Genomic DNA, 15,585 nt, shown 5'->3' with positions numbered 1-15,585 from the left:
TCCGCTGTTAATTTATTCCATTTACGTTGTTATAAACGCATAAAATCATTAAATAATGCCAGAAGCATCATACTGCCGAGCAGTACCATACCAATTTTTAGTCCAACCAATTGTATTTGTTCGGAAACAGGTTTACCACGAATTAATTCAACAAAATAGTAAACCAGATGTCCGCCATCAAGCATTGGAATGGGTAGTAGATTTAATATTCCTAAACTTACACTCATTAGCGCCATAAAGGAAATAAAAGTTTCCCAGCCCATTTCTGCGCTTTGTCCTGCCACTTTGGCGATGGTAATTGGACCTGATAAATTATCCAGGCCAATCAGGCCACGTACCATTTTGACAATCGAGTTCAGAATCATCGAAGATAAATGTGCTGTTTTATCAAACGCCATTACCAGTGCTTCGCCTGGCGAGTAATGAATGGTCTGTTTATATTCTGCAGGAATATTCAGTTTACCCGGATCGCTTTGTACGCCCAGCATACCGGTCACATTGCCCATATTGTCACGTTTGCCTTGCGGCATGACTTCTAGCTGAACCACCTGATTTTCGCGTAGAACATCCATTTTGAGTAATTTTTCTGGAGATGCCTGTACCACCTGCACCACATCAAACCAGTCTTTCATCTGAACGCCGTCAATAGCCAGGATCTTGTCGCCTTCTTTCAAACCTTGACGGATGGCTGCACCATCTTCACTCAGCTTGCTGATCACTGCCGGAATTTCTGGCCGATAAGGCAAGAACCCCAGGCTTTCTTGCGGCGATTGACTTTGATCTTTTAAATAGTTTTGAATCGGCAACTGAAACAGTTTGTTTTCACCAGCGCGATCTGCCTGAATAGAAACTACGCCAGTTTCACCAACACGATCTACCAAGGCATAACTGAGTTTTTCCCAAGTTTCCACCTGAGTACCATCCACAGCTACAATTTTGTCGCCCGGCTGCATTTGTACGGTTGCAGCAGGCGTATTTGGTAAAATTTTGCCTACACGGGTATTGAGCTGTTCTTGTGCCGGTAAAAATAACACCCAGAATAGAAGAACTGCAAAAATCAGGTTGATTAATGGTCCCGCTGCCACGATGGCGATTCTTTTCCACGGATGCTGACGATTAAAAGCTTTGGGTAAGTCTTCTTCAGCGACATTACCTTCACGTTCATCCAGCATCTTGACATAGCCACCCAAAGGCAAGGCAGACAATTGATACTGAATTCCGGATTTTTTCGAGGTCCATTTTAATAATGTTGGCCCAAATCCAATCGAATAGACCAATACTTTAACGCCCAGTTTACGCGCCACAATATAGTGACCGAACTCGTGAATCGCAATTAAGGGACCGAGTAAGAGAATTGCTGCGGCAATCATAAACAAGGCATTCATATCTTAACTTCCTTTACTCACAACGTATTGCTGTGATACACCTCGTGCCATTTGATCTGCTTGCAAGATAGCGTCCAGATCATGTGCAGGTTGATTGTCCATCTGATTTAGGACATGCTCAACTACCTGAGGAATTTGGGTAAATCTGATCTGTTGATTTAAAAATGCAGCAACTGCAATTTCATTGGCCGCATTTAAAATCGTAGGTGCAATTCCGCCACTCTGCATGGCCTGACGGGCCAGTTTTAATGCAGGGAAACGGAGCATATCCGGTTCTTGAAAATTAAGTTGTGAATGCATAAACAGATCCAGTGGCGCCACATGCGTACTAATACGCTCAGGCCATGCCAAAGCATGTGCAATAGGCGTGCCCATATCTGGATTACCCATTTGTGCCAAAGTCGAACCATCAACGTATTGAACCATGGAGTGAATAATACTCTGTGGATGCACAACAACTGTAACAAATTGTTCTTGAACTGCAAACAAATGGCAGGCTTCGATCAATTCTAAACCTTTATTCATCAAGGTAGCAGAATCGACTGAAATTTTTTGACCCATGGACCAGTTAGGATGCTTGCAAGCTTGGGCAGGTGTGACCTCTTCAAGTTGCTGCATGCTATGGTTCAGAAACGGCCCACCCGACGCGGTCAGCAGAATCTGGGATACACCCAGTTTGGGCTTGCCATGACGCTCTGCCTCAAAATAATGCTGTGGCAGACATTGGAAAATCGCGTTATGTTCAGAGTCAACGGGAAGCAGTAATGCCCCATGATCGCGCGCTGCCTGCATCATGATGTCACCCGACATCACCAAAGCTTCTTTATTGGCCAACAGTACGCGTTTACCCGCTTTCACAGCAGCCAATGTCGGCAATAATCCTGCAGCCCCAACGATTGCTGCCATCACAATATCAACATCAGCGTGTTCAGCCACAGCAATTAAACCGGCTTCATCTTGCAGAATTTCAATATTAGCCAAATGATGTTGCTGGAGTCGTTTTGAGAGTTCATCTACTTTTTCAGCCGGCACCACCGCCACTTTAGGACGGTATTGCCGGCAAATTTCAACCAGCTCCTCGATACGACTTTGCGCGGTCACAGCAAAAACCGAGTATGCTTCAGGATGTCGCTGCAAGATTTTTAAAGTACTTTGACCAATGGAACCTGTAGCACCCAGTATACAAACTGCTTGTGACATTTATAAATCTACACCAATAAGTTTTAAAACAGCCATACCTGCTGCAAAGATTGGAGCTGCAGCAAGCAAAGAATCAATACGATCCAGTACTCCGCCATGTCCTGGCAAAATTCGACCTGAATCCTTAATACCGGCACGACGTTTGATCATGGATTCAAACAGGTCACCCAGTACCGAACTAAATACTGTAACCACAGAGAGAATCAGGAATAAAATCAGTTCTGGCCAGGTCATATCCAGATAAAGTAAGGCAACTGCCGTTACAATCAGCATTGAAGTAACAATACCACCATACAGCCCTTCCACAGATTTATTAGGACTAACATTCGGCGCCAACTTTTTCTTGCCAAATTTACGACCCACAAAATACGCACCACTATCTGCGCCCCATACCAGTAAAAACAGGTACATCAGCCACCACGGTGAACTTTGCCAGACAGAGAAAATTGCAGTAACCGCAGCAGAGATCAGAACTACGCCGATTCCGTGCAGGCTGGCGTTGTACCAGCCATCATATTCAGGATAGGTTTTAACCCAGTAAATGCTGAGCAACCAAGTAATTATAGAAGCCACCCATAACAATAAGGCAACTTCGGCAAAATACAATGCCAAAGCTGAAAGTGCTGCAGTGAGCACTCCATATCCCCAAGCAACAGGTTTGATGACATATTTAAATTTTCGCGGCATGAGTTTGAACCACTCATAACCGGCCACCCCAGCAGCAAGAACCATCAATACAAACATTGGATAATGTGATTCAGTAGCAAACATACAGCTCAGTACAACTGCTACCAACACCAATGCGGTTATAATCCGCTCAAACATGTATTAATTCTCAAGTTTTTCCTGATGAATCTGTTCTGATGTTTTACCAAAACGACGTTCACGCCCGCCAAATACGGCAAGTGCATCATCAAGTTCTTCAACGGTAAATTCTGGCCATAGCGTCTCAGTGAAATACAGCTCTGCATAGGCTGCCTGCCACAACAGGAAATTCGACAGACGGAAGTCCCCACCCGTACGAATCAGCAGATCAACTGCAGGTAAATCACCAAGGCTGACATATTGACCAAATACATCAGTATTAATTGCATCAAGATCTAATTTATTTGTTAAAACATCGCTGGCAATTCGCTGTGCAGCTTGTGCCATATCCCACATACCACCATAACTGATTGCAATAGTGAGTGTCATACTATTGAAATTAGCAGTCCTTTCTTCGGCATGCAACATAAGCCCCTGTAATTCTGGGGACAAACGGCTGCGATCACCGATAAAGCGTAAGGCAATATTGAATTTTTCCATGCGGGGTAATTGTTCATGAATGGTGTCAACCAGCAATTTCATGAGCAATTCAACTTCAAACTGTGGACGATTCCAGTTTTCACTGGAAAAGGCAAATACAGTTAAAGCCTGGATATTTCTTTTTTTACAGTGTTCAACAATCGGATCCAGAACCGTTTTTCCTTCACGGTGTCCATCACCTTTCTGCATCTGATTTTTTTTGGCAAAACGATTGTTGCCATCCATGATGATGGCAACATGTTTCGGAAGACGGGGATTTTCTTCAGCAACGGTCATCGATGAATTAGACCTTCATCAATTCAGCTTCTTTCGCAGCCAAGCGCTTGTCAACTTCAGCAACAAATTTGTCAGTAATTTTCTGGATTTCGTCAGCAGCACGACGCTCTTCGTCTTCAGAAATTTCTTTTTCTTTCAACAAAGCCTTGATATCGCCCAATACATCACGACGGATGTTACGGATCGCTACTTTGGCATTTTCTGCTTCATTACGCGCAACTTTTTGCATGTCACGACGCGTTTCTTCAGTCAACGCCGCCATCGGTACACGAATCGCATCTGCTGTAATTGGGTTCAGACCCAAGTCAGATTCACGAATCGCTTTATCAATTGCAGAAACCATTGAACGTTCGAAAGGCTGGATTAACAAAGTACGTGAATCTTCAACACCTACGTTTGCCACCTGGTTCAATGGAACGTCTGAACCATAGTAAGAAACCATCACGTTATTTAAAATTGATGGATGCGCACGACCGGTACGAACTTTTGCAAAACCATGCTCTAGAGATTCTAGAGTTTTGTTCATACGGTCTTCGCTGTCTTTTTTAAGATCGTTAATCATATGATCTTCCTTACTTAATTCTTGAAAAGAGGTTATTACTAAATTAGCGTGTAGTATAAAGTGCTTTGGTGCTCACGTCATTAATTGGTAACGTGAGTCCCTTCTTTTTCACCCATCACAACGGAAAGCAATGCGCCAGATTTATTCATATCGAATACTTGTAGCGGCACGTTGTGATCACGACATAAACAGATTGCAGTTAAGTCCATTACACCCAGCTTTTCGTCCAGAACCTGGTCAAAAGTCAATGTGTCATATTTAACCGCATCATCATATTTGCTTGGATCTTTGTTATATACGCCATCAACTTTGGTCGCTTTCAAAATCAAGTCTGATTCGATTTCGATACCACGTAAACAAGCAGCAGTATCTGTCGTAAAGAACGGATTACCTGTACCTGCCACGAATACACACACTTCACCCTGAGTCAGGTAACGGATCGCATCACGGCTTGAGTAAGACTCAACTACAGCACCAATCGGCAATGCAGACATTAAACGGGTTTTAATATTACGGCGCACCAAAGCGTCGCGAAGTGCCAAACCGTTCATGACTGTTGCCAGCATACCCATCTGGTCGCCAGTTACACGGCCAACCAGACCATCTTTTTGTAGCTGGCTACCGCGATACAGGTTACCACCACCCACAACAATACCTACTTGTACGCCTAAACCCACGAGGTGCGCAATAGAAAGTGACATCTGATCGAGCACTTGTGCATCGATCCCCATGTCTTTATTGCCTGCCAGCGCCTCACCAGAAAGCTTTAACAGGATGCGACCAAAGCGTGGCTTTTTAGAATCCAACATCATCAAACTCCAAAGTATTCAATTTAAATTTTTTTAATTCAAAATCTTAAGCAGACTTGACTGAAATGAGTTTTGCATACAGATCGTATTCATCTGCATCAGTAATTTCGACTTCAAGTAAATCCCCCGCCTTGATGACGCTTTTATCGATATCTTCAACAAAAACATTACCATCAATTTCAGGTGCATCTGCATAAGAACGCGCAACCGCTACCGGGAATTCATCTTCCAGGTCATCTACCAGCACAGTCATGGTCTGACCGATACGTTTTTGGAGTTTGGCTGCCGAGATTTCTTGCTGAACCTGCATGAAACGCTCATAACGCTCTTGTTTAATTTCTTCAGGAACGTGATCTGGCAAATCATTTGCTGTCGCACCTTCAACTGGCGAATAGGTAAAACATCCCACACGATCCAGCTGGGCTTCTTTCAGCCAGTCCAGTAACATCTGGAAGTCTTCTTCAGTTTCACCCGGGAAGCCCACCACAAATGTTGAACGCAACACCAGATCAGGACATTTCTCGCGCCAGATTTTCAAACGCTCCAGTGTATTTTCACTGTGCGCAGGGCGTTTCATCAGTTTGAGAATTTTTGGACTCGCGTGCTGGAATGGAATATCCAGATAAGGCAGGATTTTACCTTGTGCCATCAGGTCAATCACAGCATCCACATGCGGATACGGGTAAACATAGTGCAAACGCACCCAGATTCCCAACTGACCTAATGCTTCACACATGTCATAGAATTTGGTTTTAACCGGCTGGCCATTCCAGAAATCCAGCTTGTATTTCGTGTCCAGGCCATAAGCAGAAGTATCCTGGGAGATGACGAGTACTTCTTTTACACCGGCACGTTTCAGCGCTGCAGCTTCATCAAGCACAGAACCGACTGGACGTGAAACCAGATCGCCACGCATGCTTGGAATAATACAGAAGGTACAACGATGGTTGCAGCCTTCAGATATTTTCAGATAAGCATAGTGTTTTGGCGTCAGGCGGATGCCTTGCTCTGGAACCAGATCAATAAATGGATTGTGTTTTGGCGGCTCAGGTACGTATTGATGAACCGCATCCATAACTTCTTTATATGCCGCTGCACCTGTCACTTTCAGGACATTGGGATGCATTTGGCGAATCTTGTCTTCGTCTTTACCTAGACAACCTGTTACGATCACGCGACCATTCGCGCTCATCGCCTCACCAATCGCATCTAGCGATTCTTGCACTGCGGATTCAATGAAACCACAGGTATTTACTACAACTAAATCAGCACCGTCATAATCCGAAGCGACGTCATAACCTTCAGTCTTTAACTGGGTTAAAATACGTTCAGAATCTACCAATGCCTTAGGACAACCTAAAGATACAAAACCGACTTTGGGGGACTTCATGAATTTTCGCTCTACTAGAATGCGCGTATTGTATGTCTTTTCGCATCATAAAAATAGTTGAAAACCTGACTCTTTGCATCATGCACTAAAATATTGCCATAAAATATTCAACATACCCACTCATGCACCAAAATGAATCATTTTAGATTTACAGCTTCAATTTAATCCGCTATATCTAAGATGAATTGTGTTGCTCTGTCACATTTCTGCATTTCATCGCAATAAATAATCTCTCGTCATAAAAGTTGGCGTGCATCTTGCATCAAATCAGAACTTAAAATTGATTAAATTGCTTTATGAAGATGCCATTGCGCCATTTTAATACAGGAACAAACCCGCGAATGGATCAAATTATTCCGATCGACTATCGTGCTTTAGTGGACAATATGACCACGTGTATCTTATTGATAGACCGCGATCTTAATATTTATTATCTGAATTCTGCCTGTGAAGCCTTATTTGATGTGAGCTTATTCCGCGCGAGCGGCACATCTGTGCTCAATATTTTGCAAAACCCGACAGATGAGTTCAATACCGAAGAAGCCCTGAATAATACTTTAACTACGGGACAACCTTATACACGCCGCGAAGCCACTATTCTGGTCAACTTTAAAGACATTCATGTCGACTACACTGTTTCTCAGCTAAATCTGGGTAAACCTTATCATCCGCTACTGCTCATCGAACTCAATCCTCGCGATCGCATGTTAAAAATTTCACGCGAAGAAAATCTGCTGCAACAGCATCAGGTAGCGCGTCAGCTGATTCGCGGTGTCGCGCATGAAATCAAAAATCCACTCGGTGGCATTCGTGGCGCGACTCAATTACTGGCACGTAGTTTGAATGATCCACAATACAAAGAATTTACCGACATTATCATTAGCGAAGTGGATCGACTGAGAAATCTGGCCGATACCATGCTCGGCTCACGCCAGCTTCCGAGCTATGAACTGGTCAATGTCCATGAACCCTTGGAACGTGTACGTTCACTGATTGCCAACCAGACCAAAAAGAAAATCAAGATTATCCGGGATTACGACTTGTCCTTACCGGAAGTTCTGGCAGACCGTGACCAATTGATTCAGGTCATTTTGAATATTTGCGCCAATGCCGTACAGGCCATGACCGAAAACAAGGAATTCTTTGTCGAACATCAACCGGAACTGATTTTAAGAACCCGGATCCAGCGTCTTTTTACTATTAACGGGGTGATTCACCGCTCTGTGGTACGGATTGATATTGAAGACAATGGCCCAGGTGTGCCGGAAGAGATTATCGAATCGGTGTTTTATCCGCTGGTCACCAGCCGTGCCAAAGGGACCGGACTGGGCCTCAGTATTGCTCAAAATATTATTCATCAGCACAACGGCATGATCGAGTGTCAGTCGGTAGCTGGAAAAACCGTCTTTAGCTTATATTTACCTTGGGAGTCAAATCATGTCGCGAAATAAAATATGGGTGATTGATGACGATCGCGCCATGCGCTGGGTACTGGAAAAGACGTTTAAAGAGGAAGGTCTGGACGTTACCAGTTTTGAAGAAGCACAATCTGCACTGGATCAACTGAGTCTGGAAGCACCCGATGTGATTTTGACCGATATCCGTATGCCAGGAATTGATGGTCTTACCTTCCTGGGCAAGGTTAAACACAATTATCCTGACTTGCCTGTGATTATTATGACGGCGCATTCAGACTTAGAGTCGGCTGTATCCAGTTATCAAACCGGTGCTTTTGAATATTTACCTAAGCCTTTTGATATTGATGAAGCACTGGCGCTGGTAAATCGTGCGATTTTACATATCACCAAGCTACAGCAACAAGAATCAGCAAAAGCCGCCCCACCAATTCAATCTACCGAGATTATTGGTGAATCGCCTGCCATGCAGGAAGTGTTTCGTGCCATTGGCCGTTTATCACAATCGCATATTACCGTGTTGATTAATGGTGAGTCTGGTACAGGTAAAGAACTGGTAGCTCATGCCCTGCATCGTCATTCACCACGCAGTTCAAAACCTTTTATTGCCCTCAATATGGCGGCGATTCCAAAAGACCTGATCGAAACTGAACTGTTCGGCCATGAGAAAGGTGCATTTACCGGTGCTAACACCCAACGTCAGGGTCGTTTTGAACAGGCCAATGGCGGCACGCTGTTTTTAGATGAAATTGGCGATATGCCATTTGAGACCCAGACCCGTTTACTGCGTGTCCTAGCTGATGGAGAGTTTTATCGTGTTGGCGGTCATATTCCGGTTAAGGTCGATGTGCGTATCGTGGCAGCGACACATCAGGATCTGGAAAAACTGGTCCATGATGGTCGTTTCCGGGAAGACTTGTATCACCGCCTGAATGTAATTCGTATTCATATTCCAAAACTGGCACATCGCAGTGAAGATATTCCGATGTTGGCGCAGCATTTTCTGGCACGTGCCGGGAAGGAACTTGGGGTCAATCCAAAGATTCTGCGTCCTGAAACCCAGGAATATATGCAGAAATTGCCGTGGCAAGGTAACGTGCGTCAACTTGAGAACACCTGTCGCTGGCTGACTGTCATGATCACAGGTCGTGAAGTCTATCCTGAAGACTTGCCACCTGAGCTGAAACAGATTCCAATTCATCAGCAGGATCCGGGCGCGCCAATTCCAACGCTGAACCAGATCGCACCGCATCACTGGGATGAATTGCTGGGTCAATGGGCGATGCAGAAACTCAAAAACGGCGAGATGAAACTTCTGGATGTTGCAACGCCGATGTTTGAACGCACCTTGATTAATGCAGCCTTGCAACAAACCCGTGGCCGTAAACGTCATGCCGCAGAACTTTTAGGTTGGGGTCGCAATACTTTAACGCGCAAGCTTAAAGAACTGGGCATGGATACCACGGATGATGAAATCGAAGAAGAAATAGAAAGTTAATTTTTCCATATAAAAAAGCGCCGATTGGCGCTTTTTTATTAATGATAATTTATGCAGTAAAACCCACATAGCGGAAATACCCATCTATGCCCAGATCAGACTTATAGATCAGATAATCTGGATAAGTCGCCTGGGTGATTTCATCCAGCATATTCACCTGATCATCATTGGCATGCAGATCATCTACAGAACGCGGCATGCTGTGCTCGAATTCATCGGTCATATATTCAAAGCCGATATCCATGGCAATAAACAGGGTATGCTCACAAGGTTGCACATATTGCTCTTCTGCCCAATCAATCACGTTGTGCTGACAATGTGGACAGGCAATATTATCAGTGGCCTGAATCGAGAGTGGAATAAGTTGATAAGCCATATAAAAATCAATCTGTTTGCTATTCGTATATTTTAGCAAATTTTATGGACTGACTTTATTCAATTAAAAGTCTCGACGATAAAAAAGGGAATTTTCAGATTCCCTTTTTGTCTTGATAGATCTCAATGATTAATTACTTATGAGCAGCCTTATAACGTGATAGTGCAGTGACGGCTACTGCCGATACGACCACTGCTGGTAAACTTGCCACAAGAATACCTGTGGTGCCCAAACCTAATGCCAGAATTTTTCCAGTTAATAATGGTCCAGTCATCGCCCCTAAACGCCCTAAAGAGATCGCACTGCCCACGCCTGTCACTTTGCCTGCGCCTGAGTAAAAAATCGGTGAGATCCCATATAGAATAGATTGACCACCCGTAGAGAAAATGCCACCCATGACTCCCGCCAAAATTAATAACGGAATAGAAGTTGTGGTGAATAACAATACCAAGGCAACAAACAAGCCACTATAAATGATGGTCGCCATTTGCCAAAGCTTTAAACGATCCAGTAAATAACCTAGGCTCAGGGTTCCAATAACCGCGCCCACCTGGAACACCAACATCACCAGAAATGCCTGTTGTTTCTGCAAACCTTGTTCCATAAGCAAGTTAGGTAACCAGCTGATCAAAATATAATTGATCATCAAGGTAAAAAAGAAACCAACCCAAAGAGGCACTGTATTTTTATACTGTTGCTGCTTGAACAACACCTCAGCCATTCCCGGCACAGCTTCGCCAGAAACCGGTACTTCCCGCATTCACTTTAGGCTTATCTTTAAGAATAAATGCCATCAATGGAATCAGTGCTAAAGGCGTTAATCCCCCAATCAGGAACAAGGTTTGCCATTGAATCTCCGGAAGCAACATGGCCAGACCGGCAACAAAGATCGCCCCTACCGGCAAACCACAATACATCAGACTATTTAGCTTGCCACGGTTGGCTTCCGTTGCTTCATCACCGACGACTGAAATCATGGTTGGCATTGCCGCACCTAAACCCAAACCAGTAAAGAAACGCGCTGCATATAAAACTTCGATGCTTGGCGCAATTGCAGTCAACGACATGAACAGACCAAAAATAGTCACAGAAAGCATTAGGACTTTCTTTTGTCCTAGATAATCTGCAATACGTCCGCCAAAGAATGCGCCAAACAGCATTCCAAAGACACCCAGACTAAATACATAGCCCATTTGGATTTGATCTAAACCAAAGCTTGCTGCAATTCCTTTCGCCGCAATCCCGGGAGCTTGAAGGTCAAAACCTTCAAAAAATGCGACCCAGAAACATAAGAATATCGTTAATATTTTTTGGGCTTTTTCGCTGTATGACTGTGCCATGACTGATCTCCATCAATAATTCACAAACCGTTTGATAGTCTGACGATCCGTTGCATTATTCTTAACCTAATCTTGATAGAGAAATAGCACGACAATAGTCGGGTTTAAGCACATCAGCATGTGTAAATATCATCTAAATTAGACCTAAAAGATTGTATTTATAGACTTAATACATCTTAACAATATTTATTATATATATTTATCAATAACTTAATTTAATAGTAGTTATTTTTAATTCAACGATAGTCAAAACTTATACAAAACTACAAGCCGATAAAAAGCCCGCTTAATGCGGGCTTTTTTAGCGCAAAATCTTAAGCAGATTTCTTTGCTTGTGCATTCTTACGAATTGTAATCATCACCAGTTGAACTGCTGCAGGGGTTACACCTGGAATACGACTGGCTTGCGCCAATGTTTCAGGACGAACATCTTTCAGTTTCAGGGTAATTTCACGGGACAGACCTGACACGATGTCATAATCGAAATCCGCAGGAATACGGGTTTCTTCAAGACGTTTCATTTGTGCGACATCTTCATGCTGACGATTAATATAACCCGCATATTTCACTGCAATTTCAATTTGCTCACCGACAAATGGTGATACTTCAGAATTGGTTAACTCTGCAATTTGAGCAAATGAAATGTTTGGACGTTTCAACAAATCGATCGCCGAACATTCTTTAGACAGGTCTGCACCGGTCATCTCAACGAATTTCTTGCCCATTGGATTGTTTGGTGCAGCCCACAGGTGTTGTAAACGACCCGTTTCTTTTTCTACTGCTTCCATTTTCTCACAGTACACTGCCCAACGTGCATCATCCACTAGACCCATTTCACGACCAATTGCTGTTAAACGCTGATCTGCGTTATCTTCACGCAGCATCAAACGGTATTCGGCACGTGAGGTAAACATGCGGTACGGTTCTTTGGTACCGAGTGTGATCAGGTCATCAACCAGTACGCCCATGTACGCTTCATCACGTTTTGGCGTCCATTGCTCCTGATCCCAAGCACGGCGTGCAGCGTTCAAGCCTGCAAGCAAACCCTGCGCACCCGCTTCTTCATAACCGGTTGTGCCGTTGATTTGACCGGCGAAATACAAGTTATTAATTGCTTTGGTTTCAAGGGTAAATTTCAACGCTTGTGGGTTGAAATAATCGTATTCAATGGCATAGCCCGGACGGAGAATGTGCGCATTTTCCATACCACGGATCGAGCGAACCAGTTCAAACTGAACGTCGAACGGTAAAGAAGTCGAAATACCATTTGGATAAAGCTCATGTGTATCCAGGCCTTCAGGCTCCAGAAAGACTTGGTGAGAATCTTTATCGGCAAAACGGTGAATTTTATCTTCAATCGATGGGCAGTAACGTGGACCCACACCTTCGATCACACCAGTGTACATTGGTGAACGGTCTAAACCGCCACGAATGATTTCATGTGTGCGTTCATTAGTATGCGTGATATAGCAATTTACCTGCTCAGGATGCATTGATGCATCGCCCATGAATGACATGGTTGGAGACGGGAAATCACCCGGCTGTGGCGTCATCACAGAGAAATCGACTGAACGTGCATCAATACGCGGTGGTGTACCTGTTTTTAAACGACCCACTGGAAGTTGAAGTTCACGCAAACGATGTGCCAAGGAAATTGACGGCGGATCACCCGCACGACCACCGCTAGATTTCTCCAGACCGACGTGGATGACACCACCGAGGAAAGTACCTGCTGTCAGCACCACAGTTTTAGCATCAAAATGGATACCCATTTGGGTAACCACACCTTTTACAGTATCGCCTTCAACAATCAGGTCATCTGCGGCTTGCTGAAAAATATCAAGGTTTGCTTGGTTTTCTAATGTTTCGCGAATAGCCGCTTTATAACGTACACGGTCCGCCTGCGCACGTGTTGCACGTACTGCAGCACCTTTACGCGAGTTCAAAATACGGAATTGAATACCGCCTTTATCGGCAGCCAGTGCCATCGCACCGCCCAAGGCATCAATTTCACGCACCAAATGCGATTTACCAATACCACCGATGGCCGGGTTACAACTCATCTGCCCTAAAGTCTCAATGTTATGAGTTAAGAGTAAAGTCTGTCGACCCATACGCGCTGCAGCCAGAGCCGCTTCCGTACCGGCGTGACCGCCACCGATAACAATGACATCGTATACTTTAGGATAATGCATAGTGGTAATTGAGAGATAAAAAAGAATAGCTGAGCATTATAGCAAATTTCACTCTAAAGTAGACAAATTCAGTTGAATTTATCCTGAGATAAATCGCACTTAACTCGCATAACAATAAAGCACTGTAATTTAACTTTGCAGAGGAACTATATAAATTAAACATATAAGCTGAGAAATTTACTCGATTTGCATTGTTTAATCTCGCGCATTTTTTAATCTATATGTTGGTTACATTACAAACAAAGGTATAAAAGATGAATAAGAATATTTTCCTCTCAACCGTTCTATGTGGTTTATGTTTTGCGCCATTTGCTGCATCAGCGAATGATAAGGTCGAAACCATTTATAATGCACAAAAGTACCAACAGGTTTGTAAAGGCAAATCCCAAGGTGCACAAGTCAGTTTTGCCTATCGTGGCATTATCTGGAATGGTACCTGTGAGCCGCAGTTTTTCGCTTCATCCAAAAATGCTTCAATCAAAGGCGATGAAGCCGAACTCATGAGTACCTGTAGCGGCAACAGTGGTGCGACTACTGCCACCATCAATGGTGCCGAAGTCAAAGGTAAATGTGCATTAGGCTTTATGCCACCACGCCCTCAGGGACAATCTCAGATGCAAAGCCAACCGATGCAGCCACATATGCAAAACCAGCCTATGCAGCATCAGATGAACCAGCCAGCACAGCCTGATTCACCAATGCAAGGCCAGCCAGGTATGTAGCCGATATATATCTAAATAGTTTAGATTTCAAGTAAAAGCTTTGACGGGCAAAGTGATTGCATTTTGCCCGTTTTTTATTGCTTATTTATTCATCTAGGCTAAACTGGAAATATACCTATAAATGCATAATAAAAAGGCAAATTCATGGATTCGGGGTTTTTTAGCGTTTTTTTGCCAATTACATTGGCAATTATGATGATGGGGCTGGGGCTAGAACTCACTATCAAAGATTTCCTGCGCTTAAGTCGCTATCCTAAAGTCATTTTTATTACTTTATTTGCGCAGTTAGTCCTATTACCCAGCGTTGCTTTTTTTATTTGTCTGATTTTGGACTTGCCCGCTTTGCTTGCTGTAGGTCTGATGTTGCTAGCCGCCTCACCTGGTGGCCCAACCGCGAACCTATTTAGCTACATATATAAAGGTGATGTGGCACTGAATATTACTCTAACCGCCATTAATACCATCATCTCTATTTTTACCCTGCCCTTTATTATCAATCTGTCCTTACACTACTTTATGAGTCATGACTCAAACGTGACTTTTCCAGTTGAAAAGATTATGCAGGTCTTTTTAATTACCTTGATTCCCGTGATCATGGGTATGCTGCTTCGGGCCAAATTTCCAAACCTGTCAATTACTGTCAGCAGGCCCATGCGCTTACTCTCTATCGGTTTTCTAACCATCCTATTGATATTCGCCATTTTCAGAGAACGTTCGAATTTGGTCGAATACTTTGCCAATATTGGTGCAGCAACTGCGATTTTATGTTTTTCCAGCCTGTTTATTGGCTATTGCATTCCTTTACTCATGGGTATCCCAGAGAAAATGGCACGCGCCTGTACCTTTGAAATTGGCATTCATAACACTGCCATTGCGCTGACGATTGCGATATCGGTCTTAAATAATGTCACGATGGCTATTCCTGCAGGCATTTATACAATTTTCATGTACAGTTTCGCCACTATTTTCGGTGTGCTGATTAGTCGCCAGCAAGTGGTGTATAGCAATAAAAGTCGTTTATCAGATTTGTAATTTATTTGGCTGATTCTGCTATAAGGCTGTATGCTTTTCTAAAGAAAATCAGAAGTATTAAAACAATTTTCGACAAGGAG

Annotated in this window: 13 protein-coding genes and 1 pseudogene; 4 read left to right on the top strand and 10 right to left on the bottom strand. The window is 43.6% G+C overall.

Annotated elements, in window-relative coordinates:
* Positions 1-29: 29 nt before the first annotated feature.
* From rseP to rimO, 7 genes are all read right to left on the bottom strand, one after another.
* Entirely contained in the window at positions 30-1,385 is a 1,356-nt protein-coding gene (gene rseP, locus PV763_RS01305) for an RIP metalloprotease RseP (RefSeq protein ID WP_420937257.1), read from the bottom strand.
* Positions 1,386-1,388: 3 nt separating this feature from the next.
* On the bottom strand, positions 1,389-2,585 hold the full coding sequence (ispC, locus tag PV763_RS01300; RefSeq protein WP_004646717.1) for a 1-deoxy-D-xylulose-5-phosphate reductoisomerase: 1,197 nt from the start codon (positions 2,583-2,585) through the stop codon (positions 1,389-1,391).
* Entirely contained in the window at positions 2,586-3,410 is an 825-nt protein-coding gene (locus PV763_RS01295) for a phosphatidate cytidylyltransferase (RefSeq protein WP_004646715.1), read from the bottom strand.
* Positions 3,411-3,413: 3 nt separating this feature from the next.
* On the bottom strand, positions 3,414-4,166 hold the full coding sequence (uppS, locus tag PV763_RS01290) for a polyprenyl diphosphate synthase (protein WP_004646714.1): 753 nt from the start codon (positions 4,164-4,166) through the stop codon (positions 3,414-3,416).
* A 7-nt stretch (positions 4,167-4,173) separates the two neighbouring features.
* Positions 4,174-4,728: a ribosome recycling factor gene (gene frr / locus PV763_RS01285; protein WP_004279885.1), complete on the bottom strand. Its 555-nt coding sequence runs from the start codon at positions 4,726-4,728 to the stop codon at positions 4,174-4,176.
* Between the two features lie 80 nt (positions 4,729-4,808).
* A complete protein-coding gene (gene pyrH, locus PV763_RS01280) occupies positions 4,809-5,537 on the bottom strand; it encodes a UMP kinase (RefSeq protein ID WP_004646713.1) in 729 nt (242 codons plus the stop codon).
* A 46-nt stretch (positions 5,538-5,583) separates the two neighbouring features.
* Entirely contained in the window at positions 5,584-6,927 is a 1,344-nt protein-coding gene (gene rimO, locus PV763_RS01275) for a 30S ribosomal protein S12 methylthiotransferase RimO (RefSeq protein ID WP_004646712.1), read from the bottom strand.
* Positions 6,928-7,268: 341 nt separating this feature from the next.
* On the opposite strand from rimO, the gene glnL reads away from it, so the two are divergent.
* Both glnL and glnG read left to right on the top strand, forming a co-directional pair.
* Positions 7,269-8,378, top strand: a complete 1,110-nt coding sequence (gene glnL, locus PV763_RS01270; RefSeq protein ID WP_004646711.1) for a nitrogen regulation protein NR(II) — start codon at positions 7,269-7,271, stop codon at positions 8,376-8,378.
* On the top strand, positions 8,365-9,840 hold the full coding sequence (glnG, locus tag PV763_RS01265; protein WP_004646710.1) for a nitrogen regulation protein NR(I): 1,476 nt from the start codon (positions 8,365-8,367) through the stop codon (positions 9,838-9,840). Before glnL ends, glnG begins: the two co-directional genes overlap by 14 nt.
* A 49-nt stretch (positions 9,841-9,889) precedes the next feature.
* Here glnG and PV763_RS01260 read toward each other — a convergent pair whose 3' ends face one another.
* From PV763_RS01260 to mnmG, 3 genes and pseudogenes are all read right to left on the bottom strand, one after another.
* Positions 9,890-10,216: a hypothetical protein gene (locus PV763_RS01260; protein ID WP_005100855.1), complete on the bottom strand. Its 327-nt coding sequence runs from the start codon at positions 10,214-10,216 to the stop codon at positions 9,890-9,892.
* Between the two features lie 133 nt (positions 10,217-10,349).
* A pseudogene (mhpT, locus tag PV763_RS01255) lies at positions 10,350-11,556 on the bottom strand (3-(3-hydroxy-phenyl)propionate transporter MhpT).
* 314 nt (positions 11,557-11,870) lie between these two features.
* Positions 11,871-13,751, bottom strand: a complete 1,881-nt coding sequence (mnmG, locus tag PV763_RS01250; RefSeq protein ID WP_420937256.1) for a tRNA uridine-5-carboxymethylaminomethyl(34) synthesis enzyme MnmG — start codon at positions 13,749-13,751, stop codon at positions 11,871-11,873.
* 254 nt (positions 13,752-14,005) lie between these two features.
* Between mnmG and PV763_RS01245 the strand changes: the two genes are divergently transcribed.
* The gene (locus tag PV763_RS01245; protein WP_004279893.1) at positions 14,006-14,473 is read left to right on the top strand and encodes a hypothetical protein; all 468 of its coding nucleotides are present in this window, start codon (positions 14,006-14,008) and stop codon (positions 14,471-14,473) included.
* A 144-nt stretch (positions 14,474-14,617) separates the two neighbouring features.
* Positions 14,618-15,505 carry a bile acid:sodium symporter family protein gene (locus PV763_RS01240; protein WP_224215723.1) on the top strand — a complete coding sequence of 296 codons (888 nt, stop codon included), beginning with the start codon at positions 14,618-14,620 and terminating at the stop codon, positions 15,503-15,505.
* Positions 15,506-15,585 lie beyond the last annotated feature (80 nt).

This window comes from Acinetobacter sp. AS5 (genome assembly GCF_048957595.1).
GTDB lineage: Bacteria > Pseudomonadota > Gammaproteobacteria > Pseudomonadales > Moraxellaceae > Acinetobacter.
This window is presented reverse-complemented; position numbering and strand designations above follow the sequence as displayed.

Coding starts and splice junctions, on each gene's coding strand:
- rseP (WP_420937257.1), bottom strand. CDS start 1,385: ATGAATGCCTTGTTTATGATTGCCGCAGCAATTCTCTTACTCGGTCCC.
- ispC (WP_004646717.1), bottom strand. CDS start 2,585: ATGTCACAAGCAGTTTGTATACTGGGTGCTACAGGTTCCATTGGTCAA.
- PV763_RS01295 (WP_004646715.1), bottom strand. CDS start 3,410: ATGTTTGAGCGGATTATAACCGCATTGGTGTTGGTAGCAGTTGTACTG.
- uppS (WP_004646714.1), bottom strand. CDS start 4,166: ATGACCGTTGCTGAAGAAAATCCCCGTCTTCCGAAACATGTTGCCATC.
- frr (WP_004279885.1), bottom strand. CDS start 4,728: ATGATTAACGATCTTAAAAAAGACAGCGAAGACCGTATGAACAAAACT.
- pyrH (WP_004646713.1), bottom strand. CDS start 5,537: ATGTTGGATTCTAAAAAGCCACGCTTTGGTCGCATCCTGTTAAAGCTT.
- rimO (WP_004646712.1), bottom strand. CDS start 6,927: ATGAAGTCCCCCAAAGTCGGTTTTGTATCTTTAGGTTGTCCTAAGGCA.
- glnL (WP_004646711.1), top strand. CDS start 7,269: ATGGATCAAATTATTCCGATCGACTATCGTGCTTTAGTGGACAATATG.
- glnG (WP_004646710.1), top strand. CDS start 8,365: ATGTCGCGAAATAAAATATGGGTGATTGATGACGATCGCGCCATGCGC.
- PV763_RS01260 (WP_005100855.1), bottom strand. CDS start 10,216: ATGGCTTATCAACTTATTCCACTCTCGATTCAGGCCACTGATAATATT.
- mnmG (WP_420937256.1), bottom strand. CDS start 13,751: ATGCATTATCCTAAAGTATACGATGTCATTGTTATCGGTGGCGGTCAC.
- PV763_RS01245 (WP_004279893.1), top strand. CDS start 14,006: ATGAATAAGAATATTTTCCTCTCAACCGTTCTATGTGGTTTATGTTTT.
- PV763_RS01240 (WP_224215723.1), top strand. CDS start 14,618: ATGGATTCGGGGTTTTTTAGCGTTTTTTTGCCAATTACATTGGCAATT.